Here is a 22,917-nt window from a genome sequence, read left to right on the forward strand (position 1 = left end):
CCATAGGAGACATGTCCATGAGCAGCGAACAGCCGCGGCCGCGGTGGAGCGGGACCGGGGCACCGGCGGTCGGCGAGAGCGGGATCCAGGACGCGCTCGCGCGTCTCGACGAGACCGTCTACATCCTGCGCGGGCGCTACGGGCTCGGCGCGGCCGTCGGCGGGCGGGTGCACGCGGGCGGGGAGCACGAGGTCATCGCCGCCGTACCGCCGTCGGGGCCCGAACGCCTGGGCAGCGGCGCCTTCCTGGACGCGTACGGCGTGCGCGAGGCGTACATGAGCGGCGCCATGGCGAACGGCATCGCCTCGGCCGACCTGGTGATCGCCATGGCGCGGGCCGGGTACCTCGCCTCGTACGGGGCGGCCGGGCTGCTGCCCGAGGCGGTGGAGCAGGCGCTGGGGCGGTTCGCCGCCGAGATCCCCGGGCTGCCGTACGCCTGCAACCTGATCCACAGCCCGAGCGAGGAGCGCCTCGAACGCACCGCCGTGGACCTGTACCTGCGCCACGGGGTGCCGTGCGTCGAGGCGTCCGCGTTCCTCGGGCTCACCCCGCACATCGTGCGCTACCGGCTCGCCGGGCTGCGCGCGGGCGGGCCGCACGGGGTCGTGGCGGAGAACAAGGTGATCGCCAAGATCTCCCGGACCGAGATCGCGGAGCAGTTCATCCGGCCCGCGCCCGAGGCGATGGTGCGGGCGCTGGTGGAGGAGGGCGCGATCACCGCCGAGCAGGCGCGGCTGGCCGAACGGGTGCCGCTCGCCGACGACATCACCGTCGAGGCGGACTCCGGCGGGCACACCGACCGGCGCCCGCTGCCCGCGCAGCTGCCCGTTCTGATGCGTCAACGGGACGCCCTGATGAAGGAGTTGGGGTACCCGACGCGGATCCGGGTCGGCGCGGCCGGCGGCATCGGCACCCCCGAGGCGGCCTGGGCGGCCTTCGCTATGGGCGCGGACTACGTGGTGACCGGTTCGGTCAACCAGTCCTGCGTCGAGGCCGGCACCTCCAGCCAGGTCAAGGAGATGCTCGCGCAGGCCGACCTCGCCGACTGTGAAATGGCGCCGGCGGCCGACATGTTCGAGATGGGCGTGGAACTCCAGGTCCTCAAGCGCGGCACCCTCTTCCCGATGCGGGCCCGGCTCCTCTACGAGCTCTACCGCGACCACGACGGCATCGACGACCTCCCGGCGGCGGCCCGCAGGCGGATCGAGACGCAGATCTTCCGGCGCCCCCTGGAGGACGTCTGGGCGGAGACCGTCGGCTACTTCGAGCGTCGTGACCCCGACCAGCTCGCCCGTGCCGCCGCCAGTCCCAAGCGGCGGGCCGCGCTGATCTTCCGCTGGTACCTGGGGATGGCCTCGCGCTGGGCGAAGACGGGAGAGGCGGACCGCGCCGTCGACTACCAGATCTGGTGCGGCCCGGCGATGGGCAGCTTCAACTCCTGGGTCCGCGGCACCTACTTGGCCGCCCCGCGCAACCGCCACGTCGCCGACGTCGCCCGCCACATCATGACCGGCGCCGCCTTCCACCAACGCCTCTCCCTGCTGCGCGCGGCCGGCCTCGCCCTCTCCCCGGCGATCGCCGACTACCCGGTACCACAGCCCGACCAGGCCCTGGAGGTACGGCCATGAGCGGATCCGGAGGTACGGACGTGAGCGGTTCGGGAGGTACTGTCGCGACCGCCGAGTTCGCCGCCGTCGCGCGGCTCGACGAGCTGCTCGGCGACCCCTGGCGGGTGGAGAACGTCTACGGGTTCGCCGCGGGAGTGGAGCGGGACGAACGCGGCTACTTCCCGCACGCCTTCGCCGCCCGCCTCGACTCGGTCGACTTCCCGCTCGCCTATCTGCCGCCCTCGCTGGGCGGCACGCTGCGCGGGCTCGACGAGACGCTGCTCCTGGTCCGGGTGGCGGCCCGGCGCGACGCCGCGCTGATGCCGGCCACGCTGCTGTCCTGCTCCGCCGTGCTCACCGTGCTCGCGGCCGGCTCGGACGAACAGGCCAAGACGGTCGCCGACTGGGTGCAGGAGGGCCGCACGATCGCCTTCGCGCTCTCCGAGGAACAGGCCGGCAGCGACGTCCTCGCGGGCGAGGCCCGCCTCGACCCGACGGGCGACGGCTACCGGCTCTGGGGCCGCAAATGGCTGGTCGGACGGGGCGCCACCGCCGACGCGGTGGTCGTGGTGGCGCGTACGGCGGAGCGCGGACCGGCCGCGTTCACGGCCGTGCTGCTCGGGCCGCGCGAGCTGGCCCACCGGGTGGGGCGAGAGCCCGCGCAGACCGTCACCGGGATGCGCGGGATCGACTTCGCCGACCTGGTCTTCGAAGGGACTCCGGTGCCGCGGGCGGCGGTGATCGGAGCCGTGGGCGGTGGCCTCGCGGGAGCGATGCGGGCCCAACAGGTGGTGCGTCTGCTCAGCACCGGGGCCTGCCTGGCCACCGCCGACACGGCTCTTCGTACGGCGCTGCGGTTCACCCGTGACCGGCGGGTCGGCGGCGTCCGCGTCGCCGACACGGGGTACGGCTCGCGTGAACTGGCCGTCGCCGCCGCGGAGTTGTTCGCGGCCGACCTGCTCTCCCTGACGGCGGCCCGCTACGTCCACCTCTCCCCGGGCACGTTCGGCCTGTGCTCCTCGGTGGTGAAGCGGGTGGCCACCCGCCTGACCTCCTCGTCCATCGCCCGCTCCCGCACCCTCCTCGGCGCCCGAGCCGTCCTGGTCCACGGCCCCGGCGCCGTCCTCGACAAGGCCCGACGGGACAACGAGATCGTCGAATCCATCGACACGAGCCCCTTCGGGGTTCTGCGGGCGATCGCAGTCCAACTCCCTGGATATGCAACGGCATTGGCTCCTGGGGACACGCCGGCCCCGGACCCCGGTTCCGCCTCCCTCTTCGCCTTCGGCGCCCCGCTTCCCGATCTCGACCCCGCCGCGCTCGACCTCTCCGCCCGTCCCAAGGACCTCGTGCTGCTCGGGTTCGCGGAGCAGGCCGAGGACACGGCCCGGCGGATGGCGGCCGGTGGGGACGAGCGGGGCGGGGACTTGGTGCGGGAGCTGCGGGCCGCGCTCGACGACACCTTCGCCACCGCCGCCGAGGCCCAGAAGGACCGGGCCCGGGGGCTCGGGGCGTCGGCCGAACTACTGGATCTCGCCGAGCGCTGCTGTCTGCTGTACGCGGGTGCGGCGGCCGTTCTTGCCTGGCGGGCCCATCCCGAGCGGGGGCTCTACGGGGACGAGCCCGGCGGGAGTGGATGGCTCACCTCCGTGTTGGCCGTCCTCCTCGCCCTGGCCGACGGGCGTGATCCGCGGCAGGCCGCCTCCGAACTGGCGCCCGCCGTGCGTGCGCTCACCCGGCTCGACGCGGCGGGGCTGCTGTTCACCGCGCTCCCGGTCCAACTGTCCGACGGGGGGCCGGAGTCCGAGGAGGGGGACGAGACGACATGACCGATCTCATCGCGCTCATGGGGGACTTGGAGGCGTATCTCGGGGATCCGTGGGACGCCGCCGGTCCCATGCCCTACCCGCGCATCCTCGACCTCGACGAACGCCAGGCGTACCCGCACGAGTTCGTGGACGTGCTGGCGAGTTGGGGGCTGTACGACTGGATCGTGCCGGCGGCCAACGGTGGCAAGGCCGTTCATGTCGAGGACGGGTTCAACCTGTACCGGCTCGTCGGGCGCCGCGACCCCACCTCCGCCACCGCCATGGTGCTGACCAGCCTCAGCTACATGCCGGTGTGGATCGCCGGCAGCCCCGATCAGCGGCAGCACTTCGCCGACGCCATCCGGGCCGGGCGGAAGCTGGCCTGGGGGCTGTCCGAGCGCGGTCACGGCAGCGACATCCTCGCCAACGAGACGACCGCGCGCCGCACCGAGGGCGGCTGGCTGCTGAACGGTGAGAAGTGGACCATCGGCAACGCGACGGTCGCCGCCGCGGTGATGGTCTTCGCCCGGACCTCGGAGAAGGGCGGGCCCGGGGGCTACTCCATCTTCGCCGTGGAGAAGGACGGGATTCCGGCGGAGCAGTTGGCGCACCTGCGCGACGAGCCCCTGCACGGGCTGCGTGGGCTCGACATGAGCGGCGTACGGCTCACCGACTGCTTCGTGCCCGACTCCGCGCTCCTCGGCCGGGTCGGGCAAGGGCTCGAAGTCGCACTGAAGAGCAGCCAGTTGGCGCGGATCGCCATCTCCAGCATCGCTATGAGCTGTGTCGACACCGCCCTGCGCTCCACCCTCGACTTCGCCTCCGGACGCGTCATCTTCGGCGGGACCGTGCTCGAAGTGCCGTACTCCAAAAGGCAGTTGGCGGAGAGCTTCGCCGAGCTGCTGATCGCCGACGCGCTCACCACGGGCGCGGTGCGGTCGCTCCAGCTCGCGCCCGCCCAGGCCAGCATCTGGTCCTCGGTCGTCAAGTACTTCGTGCCGACCCTCCTCGAGGAGACCCTGGCCCGGCTGACCACCGTGCTCGGTGCCCGCTACTACCTGCGCGCCCACCCCCGCCACGGCATCTTCCAGAAGGTGCTGCGGGACTTCGCCATCTCCAACTTCGCCGACGGCAACACCGTGGTGAACCTCAAGAACATCGCGTTGCAGTTGCCCGCACTGCTCGCGGGCGCCGTCGCCCAGGAGCCCGGTCCGGTCGCCGACGCGGTCGCCTCCACCGCCCGGCTCTTCGACCCCGCGCACCCCATGGATCCGTACGAGCCCGCCGCGCAGCAGTTGTTCAGCCGGGGCGGTGACGACTCGGTGCTCGCCTTGCGCTCGGCCGTCGCCGAACTGCGCCGGGAGGCGGACGCGGCCGAGGGGCGCGAGGCCGGCTGGCTGGCCGGGTGCGCCGAGACCGCGGGGCTGCTCGCGGACGAGGTGCACCGGCTCGCCGACGAGCACGCCAAGCTCGTAGCCGAACAAGGGCGTAAAGCCGGGCAGTCGGCGGAGTTGTACGACCTCGCCAAGCAGTACGCGGCGGTGTCGGCGGCGGCCGCCTGCGTCCATCTCTATCTGCGCGGACGCGACAGCTTCGCGCCCGCGCTGCGCTCGCCCGCCGTGCTGCTGCTCTGTCTGGAGCGGCTGCTGCGGCGCTTCCACCCCACGCGGTGGACGACCGGACCCGCGGACATCGAGGCCGTCGCCGAGGTCATGGCGGACGCCCACCGCGCGGGCCGGCTGTTCTCCTTCCGTCCGTTCCAGGTGAGTTGGTGACCCGCAGATGCCCGTGATCGCCGAGGCCCCCGACACCGCGCGCGAGCCGGCCGACGACCCGTTGGCCGGCGGAGCCGACGTCTGGCTGCTCGCCGAGGAGGACGTGGAGGAGTTCGCCGCCGCGACCGGCGGCCTCGACCTGCTCACCGAGGAGGAACGCGCCCGGCACGACCGGCTGCTCTTCCCCGCCGCCCGCACCCGCTTCCTGGGCGCCCGGCTGCTCTCCCGCGAGGTGCTGTCGCAGTACGCGGATGTGGCACCGGAGGAATGGCGGTTCGACAAGGGCCGGTTCGGCCGGCCCAGCGTCCACGGCGCCGACTGGGGGCTCGACTTCAACCTCACCCACACCAACGGACTGATCGCCGCGATCGTCGTCCGCGGCCGTACCGCCGGAGTCGACGCCGAGAACACGCCGGCCCGGCCCGAGGCCGTCCGGTTCGCGCCGAAGGTCTTCACGCCGCTGGAGCAGGAGGTGCTGCGCCGCGACCGCGAGGACCAGCGCGGGCACGCCTTCGCGGACTCCTGGGTGGCCAAGGAGGCGTACACCAAGGCCACCGGTATGGGGATGGCGCGCGGCTTCGACGCCTTCTCCGTGCACCGGCTGCGCGGCGGCGGGCTGGCCGTGGTGGACGAGGAGATCCCCGAGCCCGAACGGCCGTTGTGGCAGATCCAGGTGCTCCAGGTGTGGGACCGGTTCGCGCTCGGCATCGCCATCCGGGCCAGCGAGGACGACGCCGGGCCGATCCCCGTACGACTGCGCTCGGCCATGGCCGAGTTGCTGCCGGCCGGCTCCCGGAGCGGCCCGCGATGAACCGTTGTGCTGTCCACTCCTGGCATGACCGCTACCTGCCGCCGTCATCCGTATCCGGCCACCGTGTCCGGTGTGTTGCATGGAAGCCGGATCCCGCCGCAGCGCGGGCGGTCGCAGACGGAGGACGAGCGATGCCGGCGATGGGGAACGCGGAGCTGCTCGCGGGCTGTGCCCGGGGCGAGGCGGAGGCGTGGGACGAGACGGTCGACCGGTTCGGTCGGCTGGTCTGGTCGGTGGCGCGAAGCCACCGGGTCAGCCGGGTCGACGCCGAGGACGTGCGGCAGGTCACCTGGTTCCGGCTGATGCAGAACGCCGACCGCATCCGCGACCCGGACCGGCTGGGGGACTGGCTGGCCACCGTGGCCCGCCGCGAGGCCATCAAGGCGGCCACCCGCGACCGGCGCCTGGTGATGGTCGGCGACAGCGCCACGCTCGAACACTTCCTGGACCACCACGAGAGCCCCGAACAGATCACCCTGCGCGCCGACCGCGGCCAGGAGGTGCTGCGCGCCATCGACAGCCTCTCCGACCAGTGCCGCGAACTGCTCTTACGGGCCCTCCAGGACCCGCCCGCCTCCTACCAGGAGATCGCCGCCGCCCTGTCCATGCCCCTCGGCTCGGTCGGCCCCATCCGCACCCGCTGCCTGCGCAGACTGCGCCGCGCCCTGGACCGGGACGGTGCGGTGCCGGCGCCCTCGGCCGACGACTGCACACGCTGCCCGGCCCGCGCCTCCGCCGCGCCGACCCGGGAGGCCGGCCACACGCCGGCGCCCACCGCCACGTCCGCCGCGGCGCACAGGGCGGCGCCCGCGGGGCAGACCGGGGCCGTACGCGCGCCGGGACCCATGTACGGCACCCTGCCCGACCGCGCTTCCGCCGCCCCGTCGGCGCCCAGCGGGTCCTCCGGCGCCGCCCCCGTCCGGGCCCCCGAGACCCCCCACCCCCCAACCCCCGCACGCACGCCCGACGGAACCGAGGTGCCCAGGTGACCACCCTCGCCGAAACCGCGACCCAACTGGTCAGCCGGGAGATCATCACCGGTGATCCGCTCGGGACCGTCGAGCTGTGCACACCCGACCACGTGGCGTCGGCCGGCCGGCGGGCCGGGGCCGCCGCGCCCGCGTGGGCGGCCACGCCCGCCGAGGAACGGGCCGCGATCGTCGAGCGGGCCGCCGAGCTGCTGGTCGAACGGGCGCCCCAGGTACAGGAGTTGCTGGTCCGTGAGGGCGGCGCGATCCCCGGCAAGGCCTTCTTCGAGGTCTACCAGTCCGCGCAGGAGCTGCGCCACGGCGCCTCCCTCGCCCGCCACCCCGGCTTCCCGCACCCGCCCGCCGACGACCCGACGCGAGCCTCCGAGGTGACCCGCGTCCCGCTGGGCGTGGTCGGGGTGATCGTGCCCTGGAACTTCCCGCTGCTGCTCGCCGCCCGCTCGATCGGCCCCGCGCTCGCCCTCGGCAACGCCGTCCTGCTCAAGCCCGACCCGCACACCCCGCTCAGCGGCGGCCGGATCCTCGCCGAGGTGTTCGCCGACGCGGGGCTGCCGCCGGACGTCCTGGAGGTCGTGCACGGCGACGCGGAGACCGGTGCGGCACTGGTCCAGGCGCCCGACGTGGTGATGGTGTCCTTCACCGGCTCGACCGAGGTGGGGCGCGAGGTCGGCGCCGCCTGCGGCCGGCTGCTCAAGCGGGTCGTGCTCGAACTCGGCGGCCAGAACGCCTTCGTGGTCCTCGACGACGTGGACGTGGAGGCGGCCGCGGCGGCCGGTGCCTGGGGTTCCTTCCTGCACCAGGGCCAGATCTGCATGTCCGCCCGGCGCCACCTCGTCCACCACGCGATCGCCGACGCCTACACCGAGGCGCTCGCCCGGCACGCGGACGCCCTGCGCATCGGCGACCCGCACCGCTCCGACGCCCAGATCGGGCCGATGATCGACCGGCGTCAACTCACCAGCGTGGCCAACGCCGTTGAACAGGCCGTCGCCCAGGGCGCCCGGCTCGTCACCGGCGGACGGCCGCTGCCCCCGTACTACCCGCCGACTGTACTGGCCGACGTCACCGAGCAGTTGGACGTCTTCCACACCGAGGTCTTCGGACCCGTCGCCACCGTCACGCCCTTCGCCGACGACGACGACGCCGTCCGCCTCGCCAACACCTCCGACTACGGACTGACCGCGGCCGTCTACACCGCCGACACCGCGCGCGGCGAGGCGATCGCCGACCGGCTGCACACCGGTGTCGTGCACGTCGGCGACCAGACCGTCGTCCAGGACGCCGCCCTGCCCTTCGCCGGCGTCGGCGCCTCCGGCAACGGCTCCGGCTTCGGCGGCCGGGCCGCCCTGGAGGCGTTCACCCGCTGGCGGACCCGCACGACCAGCACACCGCCCCGCACGTACCCCTTCTGAGGAGTCCCCGTGGCAGTCGAGGTCCAGCGTGTGCCCCAGGTGGCCGATCCACCGGCGGGCACCGTCGTCTTCCTGATCGGCATGCGCGTCAACAGCCTCTGGAAAGTGCACCGTTGGGTGCCCTCCTTCCTCGCGATGATCCGCATGCTGACCGAGCTGCACCGGCAGCGGGAGTACGGCTTCCTCGCCGCCAGGACCTGGCTCGCGCGCACGGTCGTCGTCGTCCAGTACTGGCGGTCCATGGACGAGCTGATGGCGTACGCGCACAACCTCGACGCCGAACACCGGCCCGCCTGGGCCCGCTTCAACCGGGCCGTCGGCGACAACGGAGCGGTCGGCATCTACCACGAGGCGTACGTCGTGGACCCGGCGCGCACCCACACCGTGTACCGCAACATGCCGCCGTTCGGCCTCGGCGCGGCCACCGCGCACCGGCCGCAGCGGTCCGCTCCGGTGCCGTCGGGCGACGGCAGTTGAGAGGAAGGGAGCCCCCGTGTCGATCCCACAGATGCCACAGATTCCGCAGCCTCCGCAGGGCACGCAGCTGCCACCGGTGCCGCAGAGTCCGCAGAGCCCCTCGCCCGTACGGGCCGCACAGCAGGACGTGCAGTGGCGCAGGTGCGCCTCCTGCGGGTCCTTCATCTACGGCAAGCGCCTGGACCGCAACCTCAAGGTGTGCCCCGAGTGCGGCTTCCACTTCCGCATCCCGCCGGACGTGCGCATCGGACAGCTCGCCGACCCGGGCAGCTTCGAGGCGTTCCCCGACACCTACGCGCCGCGCGACCTGCTCGGCTTCACCGACTCCAAGCCCTACCCGGACCGGCTGCGGGACGCCCAGGCGCGCACCGGCCGGCAGGACGCGATCCTCACCGGCCGGATGACCGTGCGCGGCCGGCCGGTCGTCGTGGCCGTCCTCGACTTCACGTTCATGGGCGGCAGCATGGGCGCGGTGGTCGGCGAGGCCGTCGCCGCCGCGGCCCGGCACGCGCTGGACCGGCGGCTGCCGCTGCTGCTGATCGCCGCCTCCGGCGGGGCCCGTATGCAGGAGGGCGCCCTGTCGCTGATGCAGATGGCCAAGACCGCCCAGTGGGTCGCCGCGCTGCGCGAGGCCCGGCTGCCCGTCATCAACCTCAACACCGACCCGACCTTCGGCGGTGTCAGCGCCTCCTTCGCGATGCTCGGCGACGTGATCCTCGCCGAACCCGGCGCCCTCATCGGCTTCGCCGGACCCCAGGTCATCCGCAACACCATCCGCCAGGAGCTGCCGCCCGGCTTCCAGAGCGCCGAGTTCCTGCTGGAGCACGGGATGATCGACGCCGTCGTGCCGCGCGAGAACCAGCGCGAGCAACTGGCCCGACTGCTGGCCCTGTTGGGTCCGTCGCTGCCCCAACTCCCGGACACCGGCGGCCCCGAGGCCATCCGCACCACCCCGGTGCCGTCCACGCGCACCACCCGCGAGACCGTGTCGCTGGCCCGGGACATCGGGCGGCCCACCGCCCTGGAGTACTTCGGGTACGTCTTCGACGACTTCGTCTCCCTGCACGGCGACCGCGCCTTCGGCGACGACCACGCACTGGTCGGCGGGGTCGCCCGGTTCGGCGGGCAGAGCCTGGTCGTCCTCGGGCACCAGAAGGGCCACGACACCGCCGAGTTGGTCCGCAGCAACTTCGGCATGCCCAATCCCGAGGGCTACCGCAAGGCGCTGCGGCTGATGCGCTTCGCCGACCGGTTCGGACTGCCGGTGGTCAACTTCATCGACACACCGGGCGCGTTCCCCGGCATCGAGGCCGAACAGCGCGGCCAGAGCGTCGCCATCGCCGACTGCATCCTCGAACTGTCCCGGCTGCGCGTCCCCGTGGTCTCCGTGGTCACCGGCGAGGGCGGCAGCGGCGGCGCCCTGGCCCTCGGTGTCGCCGACACCGTGCTGATCCTGGAGAACGCCTACTACTCGGTGATCAGCCCCGAGGGCTGCTCCACGATCCTCTTCGGCACCGCCGAACACGCGGACCGCGCCGCCGACGCGCTGCGCCTGACGGCCTCCGAACTGCTCCGGCTCGGCGTGGTCGACGGCGTCGTGCCCGAACCGCCCGACGGCGCCCACACCGCCCCGCACACCACCGCCCTGACGGTGAAGAACGCCCTGGCGCGGGCCCTCGCCCCCCTGCTCGACCTCGACGGCGAACAACTCGTCGCAGCCCGACGGAGGCGGTACGACCGCTTCGGGGATCCGCAACTGCAGCCCGTAGTGGACTGGGAGACGCACGATGAGCACTGAGCTGAACACCACGGCCGAGGACGCCGCCGACCTGACGGTGGAGCAGCTGCGGGCCCAGACCCGCCTGCTCGCCGGTGAACTCCCCGGCACCCTGCGGCGGATCACGCTGCGGGCCGGTTCCCTGAGCGTGGACGTGGAGTGGGACAACGCCCCGGTGGCGCCGGTCGCCGCGGTCGCTCCCGCCGCACCGGCCGCGTCGGCGGCCCCGCCCGCGCAGGCCGCCCCGGCGGAGGCGCAGCAGCCGCCCGCCGGCGTCGTCCAGGTCACCGCCCCTCTCGTCGGCACCTACTACCAGGCCCCCTCCCCGGGCGCCGACCCCTTCGTCCAGGTCGGCGACACCGTCGAGGCCGGACAGCAACTCGCCGTCATCGAGGCCATGAAGCTGCTCAACTCCATCACCGCCGAGGTCCGGGGCGTCGTCCACGCCATCCACGTGCAGGACGGCGAGGTCGTCGAGTACGACCAGCCCCTGATCGACCTCGTCCCGGCCGGCTGAGGCGGACCGCCATGTTCGAGAAGGTGCTCATCGCCAACCGCGGCGAGATCGCGCTGCGGATCATCCGGACCTGCCGCGACCTGGGCGTGCGGACGGTCGCCGTGTACTCCACCCCGGACGCCGACGCCCGGTTCGTGAAGGCCGCCGACGAGTCCGTGCACATCGGGCCCGGCGCGCCCAGCCGCAGCTACCTCAACATCCCCAACATCATCGGCGCCGCGCTCAGGACCGGCGCCGACGCCGTCCACCCCGGGTACGGATTCCTCTCCGAGGACCCCTACTTCGCCGAGATCTGCGCCGACGCCGGCGTCACCTTCATCGGCCCGCCGCCGGACGTCATGGAGAACGTCGGCGACAAGGCCACGGCCCGCCGGCTGATGACGGAGGCCGGACTCCCGCTGCTGCCCGGCACCACCGAACCCGTCGACTCCGCCGACAGCGCCGAGCAGATCGCCCGGGGGATCGGCTACCCGGTGATCATCAAGGCGGCGGCGGGCGGTGGCGGACGCGGCATCACCGTCGTCCACCGCCCGGACGACCTGCGGGACGCCTACGCCCGCACCAGGGCCGGTGCCCAGGCCGTGTTCAAGAACAGCGCCGTCTACATCGAGCGCTACCTCACCCGCACCCGGCACATCGAGATCCAGGTGCTGTGCGACGACTTCGGCGGCGCGATCCACCTGGGCGAACGCGACTGCTCGGTGCAGCGCCGGCACCAGAAACTGGTCGAGGAGTCGCCGGGCCCGGACATCTCGCCCGAGCTGCGCGAACGGCTCGGTGCCGCCGCCGTCGCCGGGGCCAGGGCCGTCGGCTACCGGGGCGCCGGCACCGTGGAGTTCCTGCTGGAGACGGACCCGGCCGCGGCCGACACCTTCTGGTTCATGGAGATGAACGCCCGTATCCAGGTGGAGCATCCGGTCACCGAACTCGTCACCGGCGTCGACATCGTCAGCGAGCAGTTACGGGTGGCCTCCGGCGCCCCGCTCTCCGTCAAGCAGGAGGACGTGGTGGTGCGCGGCCACGCCATCGAGTGCCGCATCAACGCCGAGGACCCGGACCGCGACTTCGCGCCCACCCCCGGTCTGCTGGAGAACTACCGCGTGCCCGGCGGCCCTTGGGTCCGCGTCGACACCGACTACGTGCCCGGCTCCCGGGTGAGCCCCTACTACGACTCGATGATCGGCAAGCTGATCGTCTGGGGGCCCGACCGGGCCACCGCCCTGGACCGTGCGCAACGCGCACTCGCCGAATTCGATGTGAAGGGTCCCGGGGTGCACACGACCATTCCGCTGCACCAGCAGATACTGAGTCATCCGGAATTCAACCGAACAGGTGTGACCACCGATTTCCTGGAGCGGAATTTCTCCCTTTAAAAGGGCTCCCGCGGTGACCCGCATAGAAAATAGTGATCGGCCCGTTCTGGAATTCCGTTCGGAATAGGCTGTACGTATCCCCTGGTGATTCGAAGAGTGAAGGGTATGTCTGAATACCCGATTACGACCCCGATGCCGGAACGCTCCCTGCGCGTCGTGGTCTCCAGCGTCTCGTCCGACGCGCACATGTGGAACCTGGTCTACCTCCAGCTGCTCCTCGAAGAGGCGGGGCACGAGGTCACCAATCTCGGCGTATGCCCGCCGGACGCGACCGTGATGGACGCCTGCCGCGGTGCCGACCGGCCCGACCTCGTCGTCCTCAGCACCGTGAACGGGCACGGCCACCTCGACGGACTCCGGCTGATCCGGGCGATCCGCCGGGATGCCGAACTCGCCCTGCTGCCCGTCGTGATCGGCGGCAAGCTCGGCGTGCGCGGCGGCGACGACGGGTTCGGCGAGCGCCTGCTGGACGCCGGGTTCAACGCGGTGTTCAACGAGTCCGAGGCCCCGGTCGCGCGGATGCTCGCCGACTTCGGCGCCTTCCTGCGGACGCTGGCCGGGAACCTCGCGCCCAGGGAGCCCGCGGCCCTGGCCGAGGCACGGTGATGCCGCGGTTCGCCGACTTCGTGCGCACCGCGGCGGGGGCGGGCGTGCTCGTCGTCCAGCCCCGGATGGGCTTCGGCCCGCTCGACCGCATGCGGGCCGGGCTCACCGCCGTACGCGACTGCCGGGCCTCCACCGTCGGCACCGTGACCCTCGACAGCTACACCCGCGTCGGGGACTTCGACTCCGCGCGCCGCGCCCTGCGCGCCGGCGACGAACTCAACGGCTTCCCGCTGGAGGCCCACGGGGTGGGCGCCGTACGGGAGTTGCTCGACGACGTGAGCTCCCGGAACTTCCCGGTCCAGGTCCGCCACGGCTCACCGCTGCCGCTGAGCCTGTTCCGCATCATGGTCGCCGCCGGCGTCGACGCCACCGAGGGCGGCCCGGTCTCCTACTGCCTGCCCTACGGCCGGGTCCCGCTGCCGGAGGCCACCGACAACTGGGCCCGCTGCTGCGAACTCGCCGCCGCCGCGCCCGATCCCATGCACCTGGAGACCTTCGGCGGCTGCATGCTCGGCCAACTCTGCCCGCCTTCCCTGCTGGTGGCGCTCAGCGTCCTGGAGGGGATGTTCTTCCGCGAGCACGGACTGCGCTCGGTCTCCCTCAGCTACGCCCAACAGGTCCACCTCGGCCAGGACCTGGAGGCCCTCGCGGCCCTGCGCTCGCTGGCCGCCGAGTACCTCGGCGACATCGACTGGCACGTCACGCTCTACACGTACATGGGCGTCTTCCCGCGCACCCCCGTCGGCTCCTTCCGGCTCCTGGAGGACAGCGTGCGGCTCGCCGTGCACAGTCGTACCGAGCGGCTCATCGTCAAGACGCCCGCCGAGGCCCGGCGCATCCCCGCGGTCGAGGAGAACGTGGAGGCACTGGAGTTCGCCGCGGCCGTCGGCGCCAAGGAGGCCGCCGACTGCGTGCGGTCCCACTGCCCGCCGACCGCCGAGACCGGCCTGCTGGCGGAGACCAGGACCCTCCTGGCGGCCACCCTCGAACTGGGCCACAGCGTCGGCTCTGCCCTCGTCGCCGCCTTCGCGCGGGGCGTCCTGGACGTGCCCTACTGCCTGCACCGCGACAACGCGGGCGAGTCCAGGGCCGTCATCGACGAACGCGGCATGCTGGCCTGGTCCCGCGCCGGCGGCATGCCGGTCCGGGTGCCGCGCACCGACGCCCTGGCCGCGGCCCCCCTCACGGCGGCGCGGCTGACCCGGATGCTGTCCCACAACGAACGCCGCTACGACCGCGAGGACTTCGCGGGCTCCCTGCTGCGGAGCGTGGCGTGAACGGCCCGGCGCCGCTGTCGCCGCCGACCCCGACGGGCGGGATCGTGCCGCCCGGGAACCCGTTCGCCGACACCCTCGCCGAGGTCCGCGCCCGCGGCGCCGTCCGCGCCCTGGTCTCGCGCGGCCAGCCGGGGCTGTCCCTGTGCACCGCCGAGGGTCGCTGGACCGGCCTCGACGCCGACGTGGCCAGGGCGGTCGCCGCCGCCGTGCTCGACGACGCCGAGGCCGTCGACTGGCGGCCCGCCGACTCCGCCGCCCGGCTGACCCGGCTCGCCGCCGGAGAGGCCGACGTGACGGTGTGCAACGTCAGTTGGACCATGGGCCGCGAGGCCGCGCACGGGCTCCTGTTCGCCGGGGTCACCTGCTACGACGGCGAGGGCTTCCTCGTACCGGCCCACTCCGGCATCGAGGACCCGGCCGACCTCGCCGGACAGCGCCTGGCCGTGCACGCCGGCTCCACCACCCCCGACAACCTCGCCGAGTGGTACCGGCCGCGCGGCCTCACGGTCACCCCGGTCGTCTTCGGCGACCCGCAGGAGGCCCTGCACGCCTACGCGGTCGGCGACTGCGCCGCGTACGTCCTCGACAAGGTCGCGCTGGCCGGCGCCCGCCGCGCCCTGCCCGACCCCGAGGCGCACCGCATCCTCCCGGCGGAGATCTCCCGCGAACCGATGGCCGCCGTCGTGCGCGACGACGACCCGCGCTGGTTCCGCGTCTGCCGCTGGGTCCTCCAACTCCTGTTCGCCGCCGAGTACGAGACCCACCGCGACGGCTTCCCCGGCCGCGCCGCCGTCGCCCGCCAGGCCGGCCGGCACGGCCCCGCGGCAGGGCTCGACGAGGCCTGGGCGGCCCGGGTCCTGGACGCCGTCGGCAGCTACGCCGAGCTGTACGAGCGCAACCTCGGCCACTCCTCGGGGCTCGACGTGCCCCGCGGTCCCAACGAGCTGTGGACCAGAGGCGGTCTGCACTACGCCGTCCCCCTGCACTGACCCCGACCCGCGACCGGAGACGAGGTACCGACCGTGACCACTCCCACCAACCGACAGCAGACCAGAGGGGCGTTGGAGTTAACCGCCGCGATGGTCCTGTCGGGCACCTTGGGCGTCTTCGTCCTGGAGTCGGGCCAGCCGAGCTTCAACGTGGTCTTCTTCCGCTGCGTCTTCGGCGCCCTCGCCCTCGGCGCGTACTGTCTGGCCCGCGGCCTGTTCAGGACGCACAACTTCACCCGCCGCACCTTCGCGCTCGCGGTGCTCGGCGGGGTGTGCATCGTCTTCAACTGGGTGCTGCTGTTCAGCGCGTACAGCAAGACGTCCATCTCGGTGGCCACCGTCGTCTACCACACCCAGCCGTTCTACGTCGTGCTGCTGGGCCTGATCCTTTTCAAGGAGCGCCTCGACCGCCACCAGGCCGGCTGGATCCTGCTCGCCTTCGCCGGTGTGGTCCTGGTCGCCGACCTCGGCTCGGCCACCGGCGCCAACGGAGGAACGTATCTCCTGGGCGTCGGCCAGGCCCTGCTCGCCGCGCTCCTGTACGCCTTCGCCACCGTCATCGCCAAGCACCTGACGTCGATCCGCCCCGAGATCACCGCCTTCACCCAGGCGTCCGTCGGCATCCCGCTGCTGCTGCCGTTCACCGCGCTCGGCCGGACCGCCGGACTCGGCGCCGACTGGGCCTGGCTGGTCGGACTCGGCGTGATCCACACCTGTCTGCTGTACATCCTGCTCTACGCCTCGTACCAGAAGCTGCCCACCGCGAGGATCGCGGTGCTGTCCTTCGTCTACCCGGCCGTGGCGATCCTCGTCGACTTCACGGTCTACGGGCACCACATCTCGCTGCTCCAGGCCCTGGGCATCCCGCTGATCGTCCTGGCGGGCCTCGGCGTGAACCTCGGCTGGCACCTGCTGCCGGCCTTCGGGCGACGCCCCTCCCGGGACGACACCTCGCCTGCCGCGCTCACCCGGATCGGAGAACCCCGATGACTTACGTCAGCGACCCCGCGGCCCCGCGGATCGCGATCGCCGGCGCCACCGGCGCCGTAGGCAACACCCTGATCGAGCTCATCAGTTCGCGCGGACTGCGCCATCGCGGCGTCCGGCTCGCCGCCTCCGCCCGCTCGGCGGGGCGCACCGTCGAGGTCGACGGCCGTGCCCAAGTGGTCGAGGACCTCGACGGGTTCGACTTCTCAGACGTGGACCTGGCGTTCTTCTCCGCGGGCACCTCCGTCAGCGAGAAGTGGGCCCGGCCCGCCGCCGCGCAGGGCGCCCTGGTCATCGACAACACCAACGCCTTCCGCATGGACCCGGACACCCCGCTGGTGGTGCCCCAGGTCAACGCCGACGTCCTGCTGGCCGGACGCCCGGCGAGCGGGATCATCGCCAACCCGAACTGCTCGACCATCCCGCTGGTCCGGCTGCTCCAGACCGTCGAACAGCGCTGGGGCATCCGCCAGGTCGTCGTCAGCACCTACCAGGCGGCCTCCGGGCAGGGCCAGCACGGCATCGCGGAACTGCGCGAGGGCAGCGCCCTCGCGCTCAGCGACCCCGACGCCGAACTCCCCGCCGACCGCTTCAAGCCGGCGCTCGCCTTCAACGTCGTGCCGTTCATCGACAAGCTGCTGGACACCGGGTTCACCATGGAGGAGCAGAAGATGCTCCAGGAGTCCCGCAAGATCCTCGGCCTGCCGCACCTCGACGTCACCACCACCTGCGTCCGCGTGCCCGTGGTCAACTCCCACTCCGAGGCGGTCTGGGTCGAGGCCACCGAGCCCGTCGACCGCGCCGAACTCGTCGCGCGCCTCGCCGAGTTGCCCGAGGTCACCGTCCACGACAAGGACGCCCCGGGCGGCTTCCCGACCCCGCGCACCGCGGGTGAGCCCGACCACGTGCACGTCGGCCGCATCCGGGTCGCCCCGCACAATCCGCGCGGCTTCTGGCTCTGGCTGGTCGCCGACAACGTGCGGATCGGGGCCGCCCTGAACGCCGTCCAGATCGCCGAGTACGTCCTCGACCGGGGGTTGCTGTGAGCGACACCGCCATTCTCAAGTTCGGCGGCTCCACCTTCCGTTCGCACTCCTCCTACGACGACCTCGCGGCCGGCCTGGAACGCCGGCTGGACACCGAGGGACGCCGGCTGGCCGTCGTGGTCAGCGCCATGTCGGGGGAGACCGAGCAACTGCGCGGCCGGCTGCACGACGTCAACGTGCATCCCGAGGACGCCACGTCGGCCGGCATGCTCGCCACCGCCGACCTGATCAGCGCCCATCTGCTGGCCACCGCCCTGCACCGCAGGGGCCGCAGCGCCACCGTGCTCGCCGGCCACCAGGTCGGACTGACCACCAACTCCGCGTTCCTGTGGGCCCGGGTGATCGAGACCGACCCCGGACCGCTGAGCCGCTCCCTCCAGGAGTACGAGGTCGTCGTCGTGCCCGGCGGACAGGCCGTGGACGCCCAGCGGCGGCCCACCTGGCTGGGCAAGAACAGCTCCGACCTGTCCGCGATCGCCGTCGCGCGCGCCGCGGGCGGCGGCGCCTGCGAGATCCACTCCGACGTCGACGGCATCTACACCTCCGACCCGCACCTGGTGCGCGGGGCGCGGATGCTGCCGCACGTCTCCTTCAACATGGCCGCGCTGATGTCCCTGTACGGCGCCAAGGTGCTGCACCGGCGCGCGGTCCAACTCGCCCTGCGGCACAACATCGAGATCGTCTGCCGCTACAACCGCGCCCCCTTCGCCCAGGGCACGACGATCAGCCGGGAGGGCAACCAGCTCACCGCAATCGTCTTCAACCAGCGCTCGGTGGTGCTCGGTTACGACTCCGACGACGCCGCCGACATCGCGCACGGCCTCTTCCACGCGGCCGGCATCGACACCGTGCGGCTCACCGAGAAGCCCTGGGTCGCGGTGGTCGGCGGGTTCGTCGACCTGGAGGAGGTGCAGCGCCGCCAGAACCTCAAACCCGGTACGTACGTGGGGGTTCCGGTGGCCGAGATCCGCGGCTCCAAGGTCGTCACCCACATCGCCGGGGACGGCGAGGACGCCCTGCACCTGGCCCAGCGACTGCACGACACCATCGACCTGCCGAGCGCGGGCCCCGCGGCCCCGCAGCCGCAACTCGCCGGAGTGTGACGCCTTGACCTTCGCCGACCTCGCGCTGACCGATCCCGTCCGCGACGCCCTCGGCGCCCGGCTGCGCCCGCTGCCCGACCCGGCGGCGGACGTCGACCGCGCGCTGACCCGCTACCACCAGGCCTTCGCGGACCTGCCCACGCCCCTGCTGCAACAGATCATCGACTTCGGCCGGCACAACGACGCGCCCGGTCTGATGCTGGTCCGCAATCTGCCCAGAGACGCGGAGCTGCCGCCGACCCCGGTCGACGGCGGACCCGCGCAGGGCCGCACCAGCTTCGTCGCGGAGGGGGTGCTGCTCGGCCTCACCGGACTGCTCGGGGAACCGATCGGCGTCCTGACCGAGAAGGACGGCCGGATCGTCCACGACGTCGTCCCCGTCCCGCAGGGAGCGCACGCCCAGACCAACCAGGGCTCCGCGGTCTTCCTCAACTTCCACAGCGACATCACCTATGACGCCATCGGCCGCTACGACCTCGCCAACCCCGACTTCCTGGTGCTCAACTGTCTGCGCGGCGCACCCGACGGCGACGCCGTCACGTACTACGCGGACGCCCGGGCGATCTGCGCGGCGCTGCCCGACAGCGTCGTCGACACGCTGCGCAGCCCGCTGTTCAGGCTGAACGCGCCCGGCAGTTACACCCGGGACGTCGCCGAGGGCGACGAGGTGCTCTCCGAACCGGTGCCGATCCTCAGCGGCGCGGCCCGGTTCCCGGAGATCGCCGTCTCCGCCAACGGCACGCGCCCGCTCACGCGCGGCGCGACGGCGGCCCTGGAGGCGCTGCGCCAGGCCTGCCGGGTGGCCGCCGACGAGGTCCGGCTCAGTCCGGGCCAGGCCCTGCTCATCAACAACCGCAAGGGCGTGCACGCCCGTTCCGTGTTCCAGGCGCGTTACGACGGCCGGGACCGCTGGCTCCAGCGGACCTACATCCGGCGCAACCTGTGGAGCGTGCGCTACCGCGCGACCCCGGAGGACCGGCGCGTGCACTACTGAGCCCCCGAGATGACGTTGTCGAATGCGTGGACGGCTGCCAGGACTTCGGGGCGGCGTCGGTGTCCTAGGGTGGAAAAGGCACACCCACGCGCCCGCCGCGATCGGGCGAAGTGACGGGGAAGGGTGACGAGTTGTCCGACGGCATTCCTCTTCTGGGCGACCTCGCGGTCCGGGCGTACGAAATCGCCCTGGACCACGGGCGGTTCGTGGACGAGGAGATCGCCGCCGAACTCGGCGCCGAGCCCGGCGCGGTCACCCGGATCCGCAAGGCGCTGCAGGAACTGCGGCTGTTGAGCCCGGAGTTGCCCGGCCGGCCCGTCGTCCCGCTGGACCCCGAGGTCGCGGAGGCCGAACTCGTCACCCCGCTGGAGGTCGCGGTCGCCCGGCGGCGCCGGGAGATCGCCCGGATCCAGCAGGAGCTGCGCTCGCTGGCCGCCACGTACCGCACCCGCCGCGACGGCAGTGCCGACGAGGTGCCCATCACGGTCCTCGACGACTTCGAGGAGGTGCGCCGGGAGATCGACCGCGCCCGGTACGGCTGCTGCGAGGAGCGGATGAGCCTGCAGTCCGGCGGCGGCCGGCCCCCCGAACTCCTGGAGGCCGACCGGGAGCACACCCTCGAACTGCTGCGCCGCGGTGTGCGGGTACGCATCCTGTACCAGCACACCGCCCGCACCAGCCTCGCCACCCGCACCTACGTGCAGGAGATCACCCGCCGCGGCGCCGAGGTCCGTACCGTCGAGGACCTCTCGGAGCGGCTCATCGTCTACGACCGCAAGGTCGCCTTCATCCCCAAGGAGCGGCCCGACAGCCGGCCGCCCGGCGCCGCCGTCGTCACCGAACCGACCCTGGTCGGCTATCTCTGCCGGTCCTTCGAGGCCGTGTGGCAGATCGGCCGGCCCTGGGAGGCCGACGGGCGGCCCGACGAGTACCACCAACTCGCGGAGGAGGTACGGATGTCCATCATCCGCCTCATGGCGCTGGGCCTGAAGGACGAGGTGATCGCCCGCCGGCTCGGCATGGCGACCCGCACCTGCCGCCGCCACATCTCCGCGATCATGGAGGAGATGGGCGCCGTGAGCCGTTTCCAGGCCGGGCTGATGATCGGCCGTCAGGGCATCGTCCCCGACGCCGAATTCGACGTCGACCTCACCGGGCTGGCCGCTAAATGACGCCGTTGGCCGCTATGTGACAACCCGGGGACATGGCGTTCCCCCGCGGCCCGGTGTTCTCCTGGAAAGAGAAACGGCACCGGAGGACCGGGCCCGGAGAACTGGGCCGGAACAGGCACGACAAATCCATCCGGTGTCGACCCATAAAGGGAGTGGACCATGGATATCAGGCAGCTGGCGGCATTCCACAAAGTGGCCACGCTGCTGAGCTTCTCGAAGGCGGCCACCGAGCTGAAGTACGCACAATCCAGCGTCACCAGCCAGATCAAGGGGCTGGAGATGTCGCTCGGTGTGGACCTCTTCGACCGCCTCGGCGGCCGCATACAACTGACCGAGGCGGGCCAGCGGCTCCTGCCCTACGCCGAGCAGATGCTCGCCCTGGCCGGCGAGGCGCGCGGCGCCACCGTCGGCACCGGCGACCCCGCCGGCGTCCTCACGGTCGGCTCGATGGAGTCCATCACCTCCTATCGCATGCCGCCCCTGCTGGAGTTCTTCCACCACCGCTATCCGGCCCTGCACATCGTGCTGCGGCCCAGCCTGTGCGCCGAGACCTGTCACGCGCTTCGCCAGGGCATGTTCGACATGGGCTTCCTGATGGAGGCCGAGACGAGCCATCCCGGCGTGCAGACCGAGGTCCTCGGTTCCGAACCGCTCAGCGTCGTCGCCGCCCCCGACCACCCGCTCACCCGGCTGCCCAAGGTGACCACGGAGGAGCTGCGCCGCACCCAGGTCATCTCCGCCGAGGCCGGCTGCGCCTACCGCGAGCTGTTCGAGGCCGAGTTGAACGACGGCACCGGAGAGGCGCTGCCCTTCCTGGAGTTCGGCACCAGCGAGTCCATCAAGCGCGGGGTGGCCGCGGGGCTCGGCATCAGCCTGCTGCCCACCGCCACCGTCCAGGACGCCCTGGACGCGGGCCTGCTCGTCACACTCGACTGGGAGATCCCCTTCGAGGTGTTCACCCAGCTCGCCTGGCGGCGCGGCAAGAACCTCACCCGCGAGATGCGGGTCTTCGTCGACCAGACGATCCGGTTCCTCGCCGAGGAGTACGGGCGATAGGGGCACGGGCGAGCATGGGGCGGTCGGTGGGGGAGCGGCCGGCGGCGGCGCTGCCGCGGCGTTCATCTCCCCGCCACGGGGCCCAGATCGCGCAGGGTGCTGTGCAGCATCCGGATGTGGTCGTCGGCGGTGGCCAGGCCCAGACCCATCGTGTTCAGGCACAGGTGGGTCGCCCCCAGGTCGCGCCAACCCGCCACGAAGTCCGGCCACTTGGGCTCCGGCACCTCCGAGAGGACCAGCCGGGCCTCCACGCCCAGCTCGGCCGGATCACGCCCGGCGCCCAGCGCGTAGGAGCGCACCCGGCCCACCATCGCGCGGGCCGTCTCGTCGGGCGGGCGCTCCGGCAGCCAGCCGTCGCCCAGTTCACCGGCCCGGCGCAGCACCGGCTCCGCGCTGCCGCCGAACCACACCGGGATCGTGCCGCGCACCGGCCTGGGCAGGATGCCCGCGTCGTCCACCCGGTGCCAGCGGCCGTCGAAGCTCACGGTGGGCCGCGCCCACAACGCCCGCAGCAGCTCGACCTGTTCGGCGCAGCGGGCGCCCCGGTCGGCGAACGACATGCCGAGGGCGTCGTACTCCACCCGGTTCCAGCCGATGCCCACGCCCAGGCGCAGCCGGCCGTCGCTGAGCACGTCCACCTCGGCGGCCTGCTTGGCCACCAGGGCGGTCTGCCGCTGCGGCAGCACCAGGACGCCGGTGGCGAGTTCCAGGGTGCGGGTGGCCGCGGCGAGGAAGCCGAACAGCACGAAGACCTCGTGGAAGAGGTCCTCGCTGCTGAAGCCGTACCAGCCGGGCCGGGTGCCGGTGCCGGCGCCCAGCACGTGGTCGAAGGCGACCACATGCCGGAAGCCGAGGTCCTCCACCGCCTGGGCCCAGTCCCGGACGGCTCCCGGATCCGGGCCGATCTCCAGGTGCGGGAAGACCACACCGACGCGCATGCACCTGCGGTTGTCCATCACCGGGGCGTCACCCGTTTCCGGCCAGACCCCATCCGTCGTCCTCTTCGGACGTCGTAGTCCCGCCCCGCCTGTAGGTCACGTTCGCCATGGGAACCTCCTCGTCGGTCGTCGCCTCACCCTTCCCACCGGGAGCGGCCCCCGAGCGGCGCGGGGCGGGGTGATCGGGCATTCCGTCAGACGCG

20 protein-coding genes are annotated in these 22,917 nt (G+C 72.6%); 19 read left to right on the plus strand and 1 reads right to left on the minus strand.

The features are described 5' to 3' along the window. Window positions 1-17: 17 nt before the first annotated feature. The 19 genes from ACIP6U_RS39770 (at window position 18) to ACIP6U_RS39860 (ending at window position 21,776) form a co-directional block, all read left to right on the plus strand. Window positions 18-1,628, plus strand: a complete 1,611-nt coding sequence (locus ACIP6U_RS39770) for a PfaD family polyunsaturated fatty acid/polyketide biosynthesis protein (RefSeq protein WP_401727612.1) — start codon at window positions 18-20, stop codon at window positions 1,626-1,628. Then, entirely contained in the window at window positions 1,625-3,436 is a 1,812-nt protein-coding gene (locus ACIP6U_RS39775) for an acyl-CoA dehydrogenase family protein (RefSeq protein ID WP_401727613.1), read from the plus strand. The genes ACIP6U_RS39770 and ACIP6U_RS39775 overlap by 4 nt, the downstream gene beginning before the upstream one ends. Further along, window positions 3,433-5,190 carry an acyl-CoA dehydrogenase family protein gene (locus ACIP6U_RS39780; protein WP_401727614.1) on the plus strand — a complete coding sequence of 586 codons (1,758 nt, stop codon included), beginning with the start codon at window positions 3,433-3,435 and terminating at the stop codon, window positions 5,188-5,190. Before ACIP6U_RS39775 ends, ACIP6U_RS39780 begins: the two co-directional genes overlap by 4 nt. Window positions 5,191-5,197: 7 nt before the next feature. Then, on the plus strand, window positions 5,198-6,001 hold the full coding sequence (locus ACIP6U_RS39785) for a 4'-phosphopantetheinyl transferase family protein (RefSeq protein WP_401727615.1): 804 nt from the start codon (window positions 5,198-5,200) through the stop codon (window positions 5,999-6,001). Between the two features lie 131 nt (window positions 6,002-6,132). After that, entirely contained in the window at window positions 6,133-6,990 is an 858-nt protein-coding gene (locus ACIP6U_RS39790) for an RNA polymerase sigma factor (protein WP_401727616.1), read from the plus strand. Further along, entirely contained in the window at window positions 6,987-8,402 is a 1,416-nt protein-coding gene (locus ACIP6U_RS39795) for an aldehyde dehydrogenase family protein (protein ID WP_401727617.1), read from the plus strand. The genes ACIP6U_RS39790 and ACIP6U_RS39795 overlap by 4 nt, the downstream gene beginning before the upstream one ends. Before the next feature lie 9 nt (window positions 8,403-8,411). Beyond that, window positions 8,412-8,879: a DUF4188 domain-containing protein gene (locus ACIP6U_RS39800; protein WP_401727618.1), complete on the plus strand. Its 468-nt coding sequence runs from the start codon at window positions 8,412-8,414 to the stop codon at window positions 8,877-8,879. Window positions 8,880-8,895: 16 nt separating this feature from the next. Further along, on the plus strand, window positions 8,896-10,677 hold the full coding sequence (locus ACIP6U_RS39805) for an acetyl-CoA carboxylase carboxyltransferase subunit alpha (protein ID WP_401727620.1): 1,782 nt from the start codon (window positions 8,896-8,898) through the stop codon (window positions 10,675-10,677). Beyond that, window positions 10,667-11,173, plus strand: coding sequence for an acetyl-CoA carboxylase biotin carboxyl carrier protein (gene accB, locus ACIP6U_RS39810; RefSeq protein ID WP_401727621.1), 507 nt, complete (start codon window positions 10,667-10,669; stop codon window positions 11,171-11,173). Before ACIP6U_RS39805 ends, accB begins: the two co-directional genes overlap by 11 nt. 11 nt (window positions 11,174-11,184) lie before the next feature. Beyond that, on the plus strand, window positions 11,185-12,546 hold the full coding sequence (gene accC, locus ACIP6U_RS39815) for an acetyl-CoA carboxylase biotin carboxylase subunit (RefSeq protein ID WP_401727623.1): 1,362 nt from the start codon (window positions 11,185-11,187) through the stop codon (window positions 12,544-12,546). 105 nt (window positions 12,547-12,651) lie between these two features. Then, window positions 12,652-13,152, plus strand: a complete 501-nt coding sequence (locus tag ACIP6U_RS39820; RefSeq protein ID WP_401727624.1) for a cobalamin B12-binding domain-containing protein — start codon at window positions 12,652-12,654, stop codon at window positions 13,150-13,152. Next, window positions 13,152-14,429: a methylaspartate mutase gene (locus tag ACIP6U_RS39825; RefSeq protein ID WP_401727626.1), complete on the plus strand. Its 1,278-nt coding sequence runs from the start codon at window positions 13,152-13,154 to the stop codon at window positions 14,427-14,429. Before ACIP6U_RS39820 ends, ACIP6U_RS39825 begins: the two co-directional genes overlap by 1 nt. Further along, entirely contained in the window at window positions 14,426-15,418 is a 993-nt protein-coding gene (locus ACIP6U_RS39830; RefSeq protein WP_401727627.1) for a transporter substrate-binding domain-containing protein, read from the plus strand. Before ACIP6U_RS39825 ends, ACIP6U_RS39830 begins: the two co-directional genes overlap by 4 nt. A 33-nt stretch (window positions 15,419-15,451) precedes the next feature. Further along, window positions 15,452-16,408: a DMT family transporter gene (locus ACIP6U_RS39835; protein WP_401727629.1), complete on the plus strand. Its 957-nt coding sequence runs from the start codon at window positions 15,452-15,454 to the stop codon at window positions 16,406-16,408. Further along, window positions 16,405-17,451 carry an aspartate-semialdehyde dehydrogenase gene (locus ACIP6U_RS39840; RefSeq protein WP_401727630.1) on the plus strand — a complete coding sequence of 349 codons (1,047 nt, stop codon included), beginning with the start codon at window positions 16,405-16,407 and terminating at the stop codon, window positions 17,449-17,451. The genes ACIP6U_RS39835 and ACIP6U_RS39840 overlap by 4 nt, the downstream gene beginning before the upstream one ends. Continuing rightward, complete coding sequence (locus ACIP6U_RS39845; RefSeq protein ID WP_401727631.1) at window positions 17,448-18,554, plus strand: aspartate kinase; 1,107 nt, start codon at window positions 17,448-17,450, stop codon at window positions 18,552-18,554. Before ACIP6U_RS39840 ends, ACIP6U_RS39845 begins: the two co-directional genes overlap by 4 nt. A 4-nt stretch (window positions 18,555-18,558) precedes the next feature. Beyond that, window positions 18,559-19,548 carry a TauD/TfdA family dioxygenase gene (locus ACIP6U_RS39850; protein ID WP_401727633.1) on the plus strand — a complete coding sequence of 330 codons (990 nt, stop codon included), beginning with the start codon at window positions 18,559-18,561 and terminating at the stop codon, window positions 19,546-19,548. A 110-nt stretch (window positions 19,549-19,658) separates the two neighbouring features. Next, on the plus strand, window positions 19,659-20,720 hold the full coding sequence (locus tag ACIP6U_RS39855) for a LuxR C-terminal-related transcriptional regulator (protein ID WP_401727634.1): 1,062 nt from the start codon (window positions 19,659-19,661) through the stop codon (window positions 20,718-20,720). A 159-nt stretch (window positions 20,721-20,879) separates the two neighbouring features. Continuing rightward, entirely contained in the window at window positions 20,880-21,776 is an 897-nt protein-coding gene (locus tag ACIP6U_RS39860) for a LysR family transcriptional regulator (protein WP_401727635.1), read from the plus strand. A 62-nt stretch (window positions 21,777-21,838) separates the two neighbouring features. Here ACIP6U_RS39860 and ACIP6U_RS39865 read toward each other — a convergent pair whose 3' ends face one another. Then, window positions 21,839-22,714: an LLM class F420-dependent oxidoreductase gene (locus ACIP6U_RS39865; protein ID WP_401727636.1), complete on the minus strand. Its 876-nt coding sequence runs from the start codon at window positions 22,712-22,714 to the stop codon at window positions 21,839-21,841. Window positions 22,715-22,917 lie beyond the last annotated feature (203 nt).

Origin of the sequence: Streptomyces sp. NPDC088794 (assembly GCF_044750545.1) — a bacterium.
Lineage (GTDB): Bacteria > Actinomycetota > Actinomycetes > Streptomycetales > Streptomycetaceae > Streptomyces.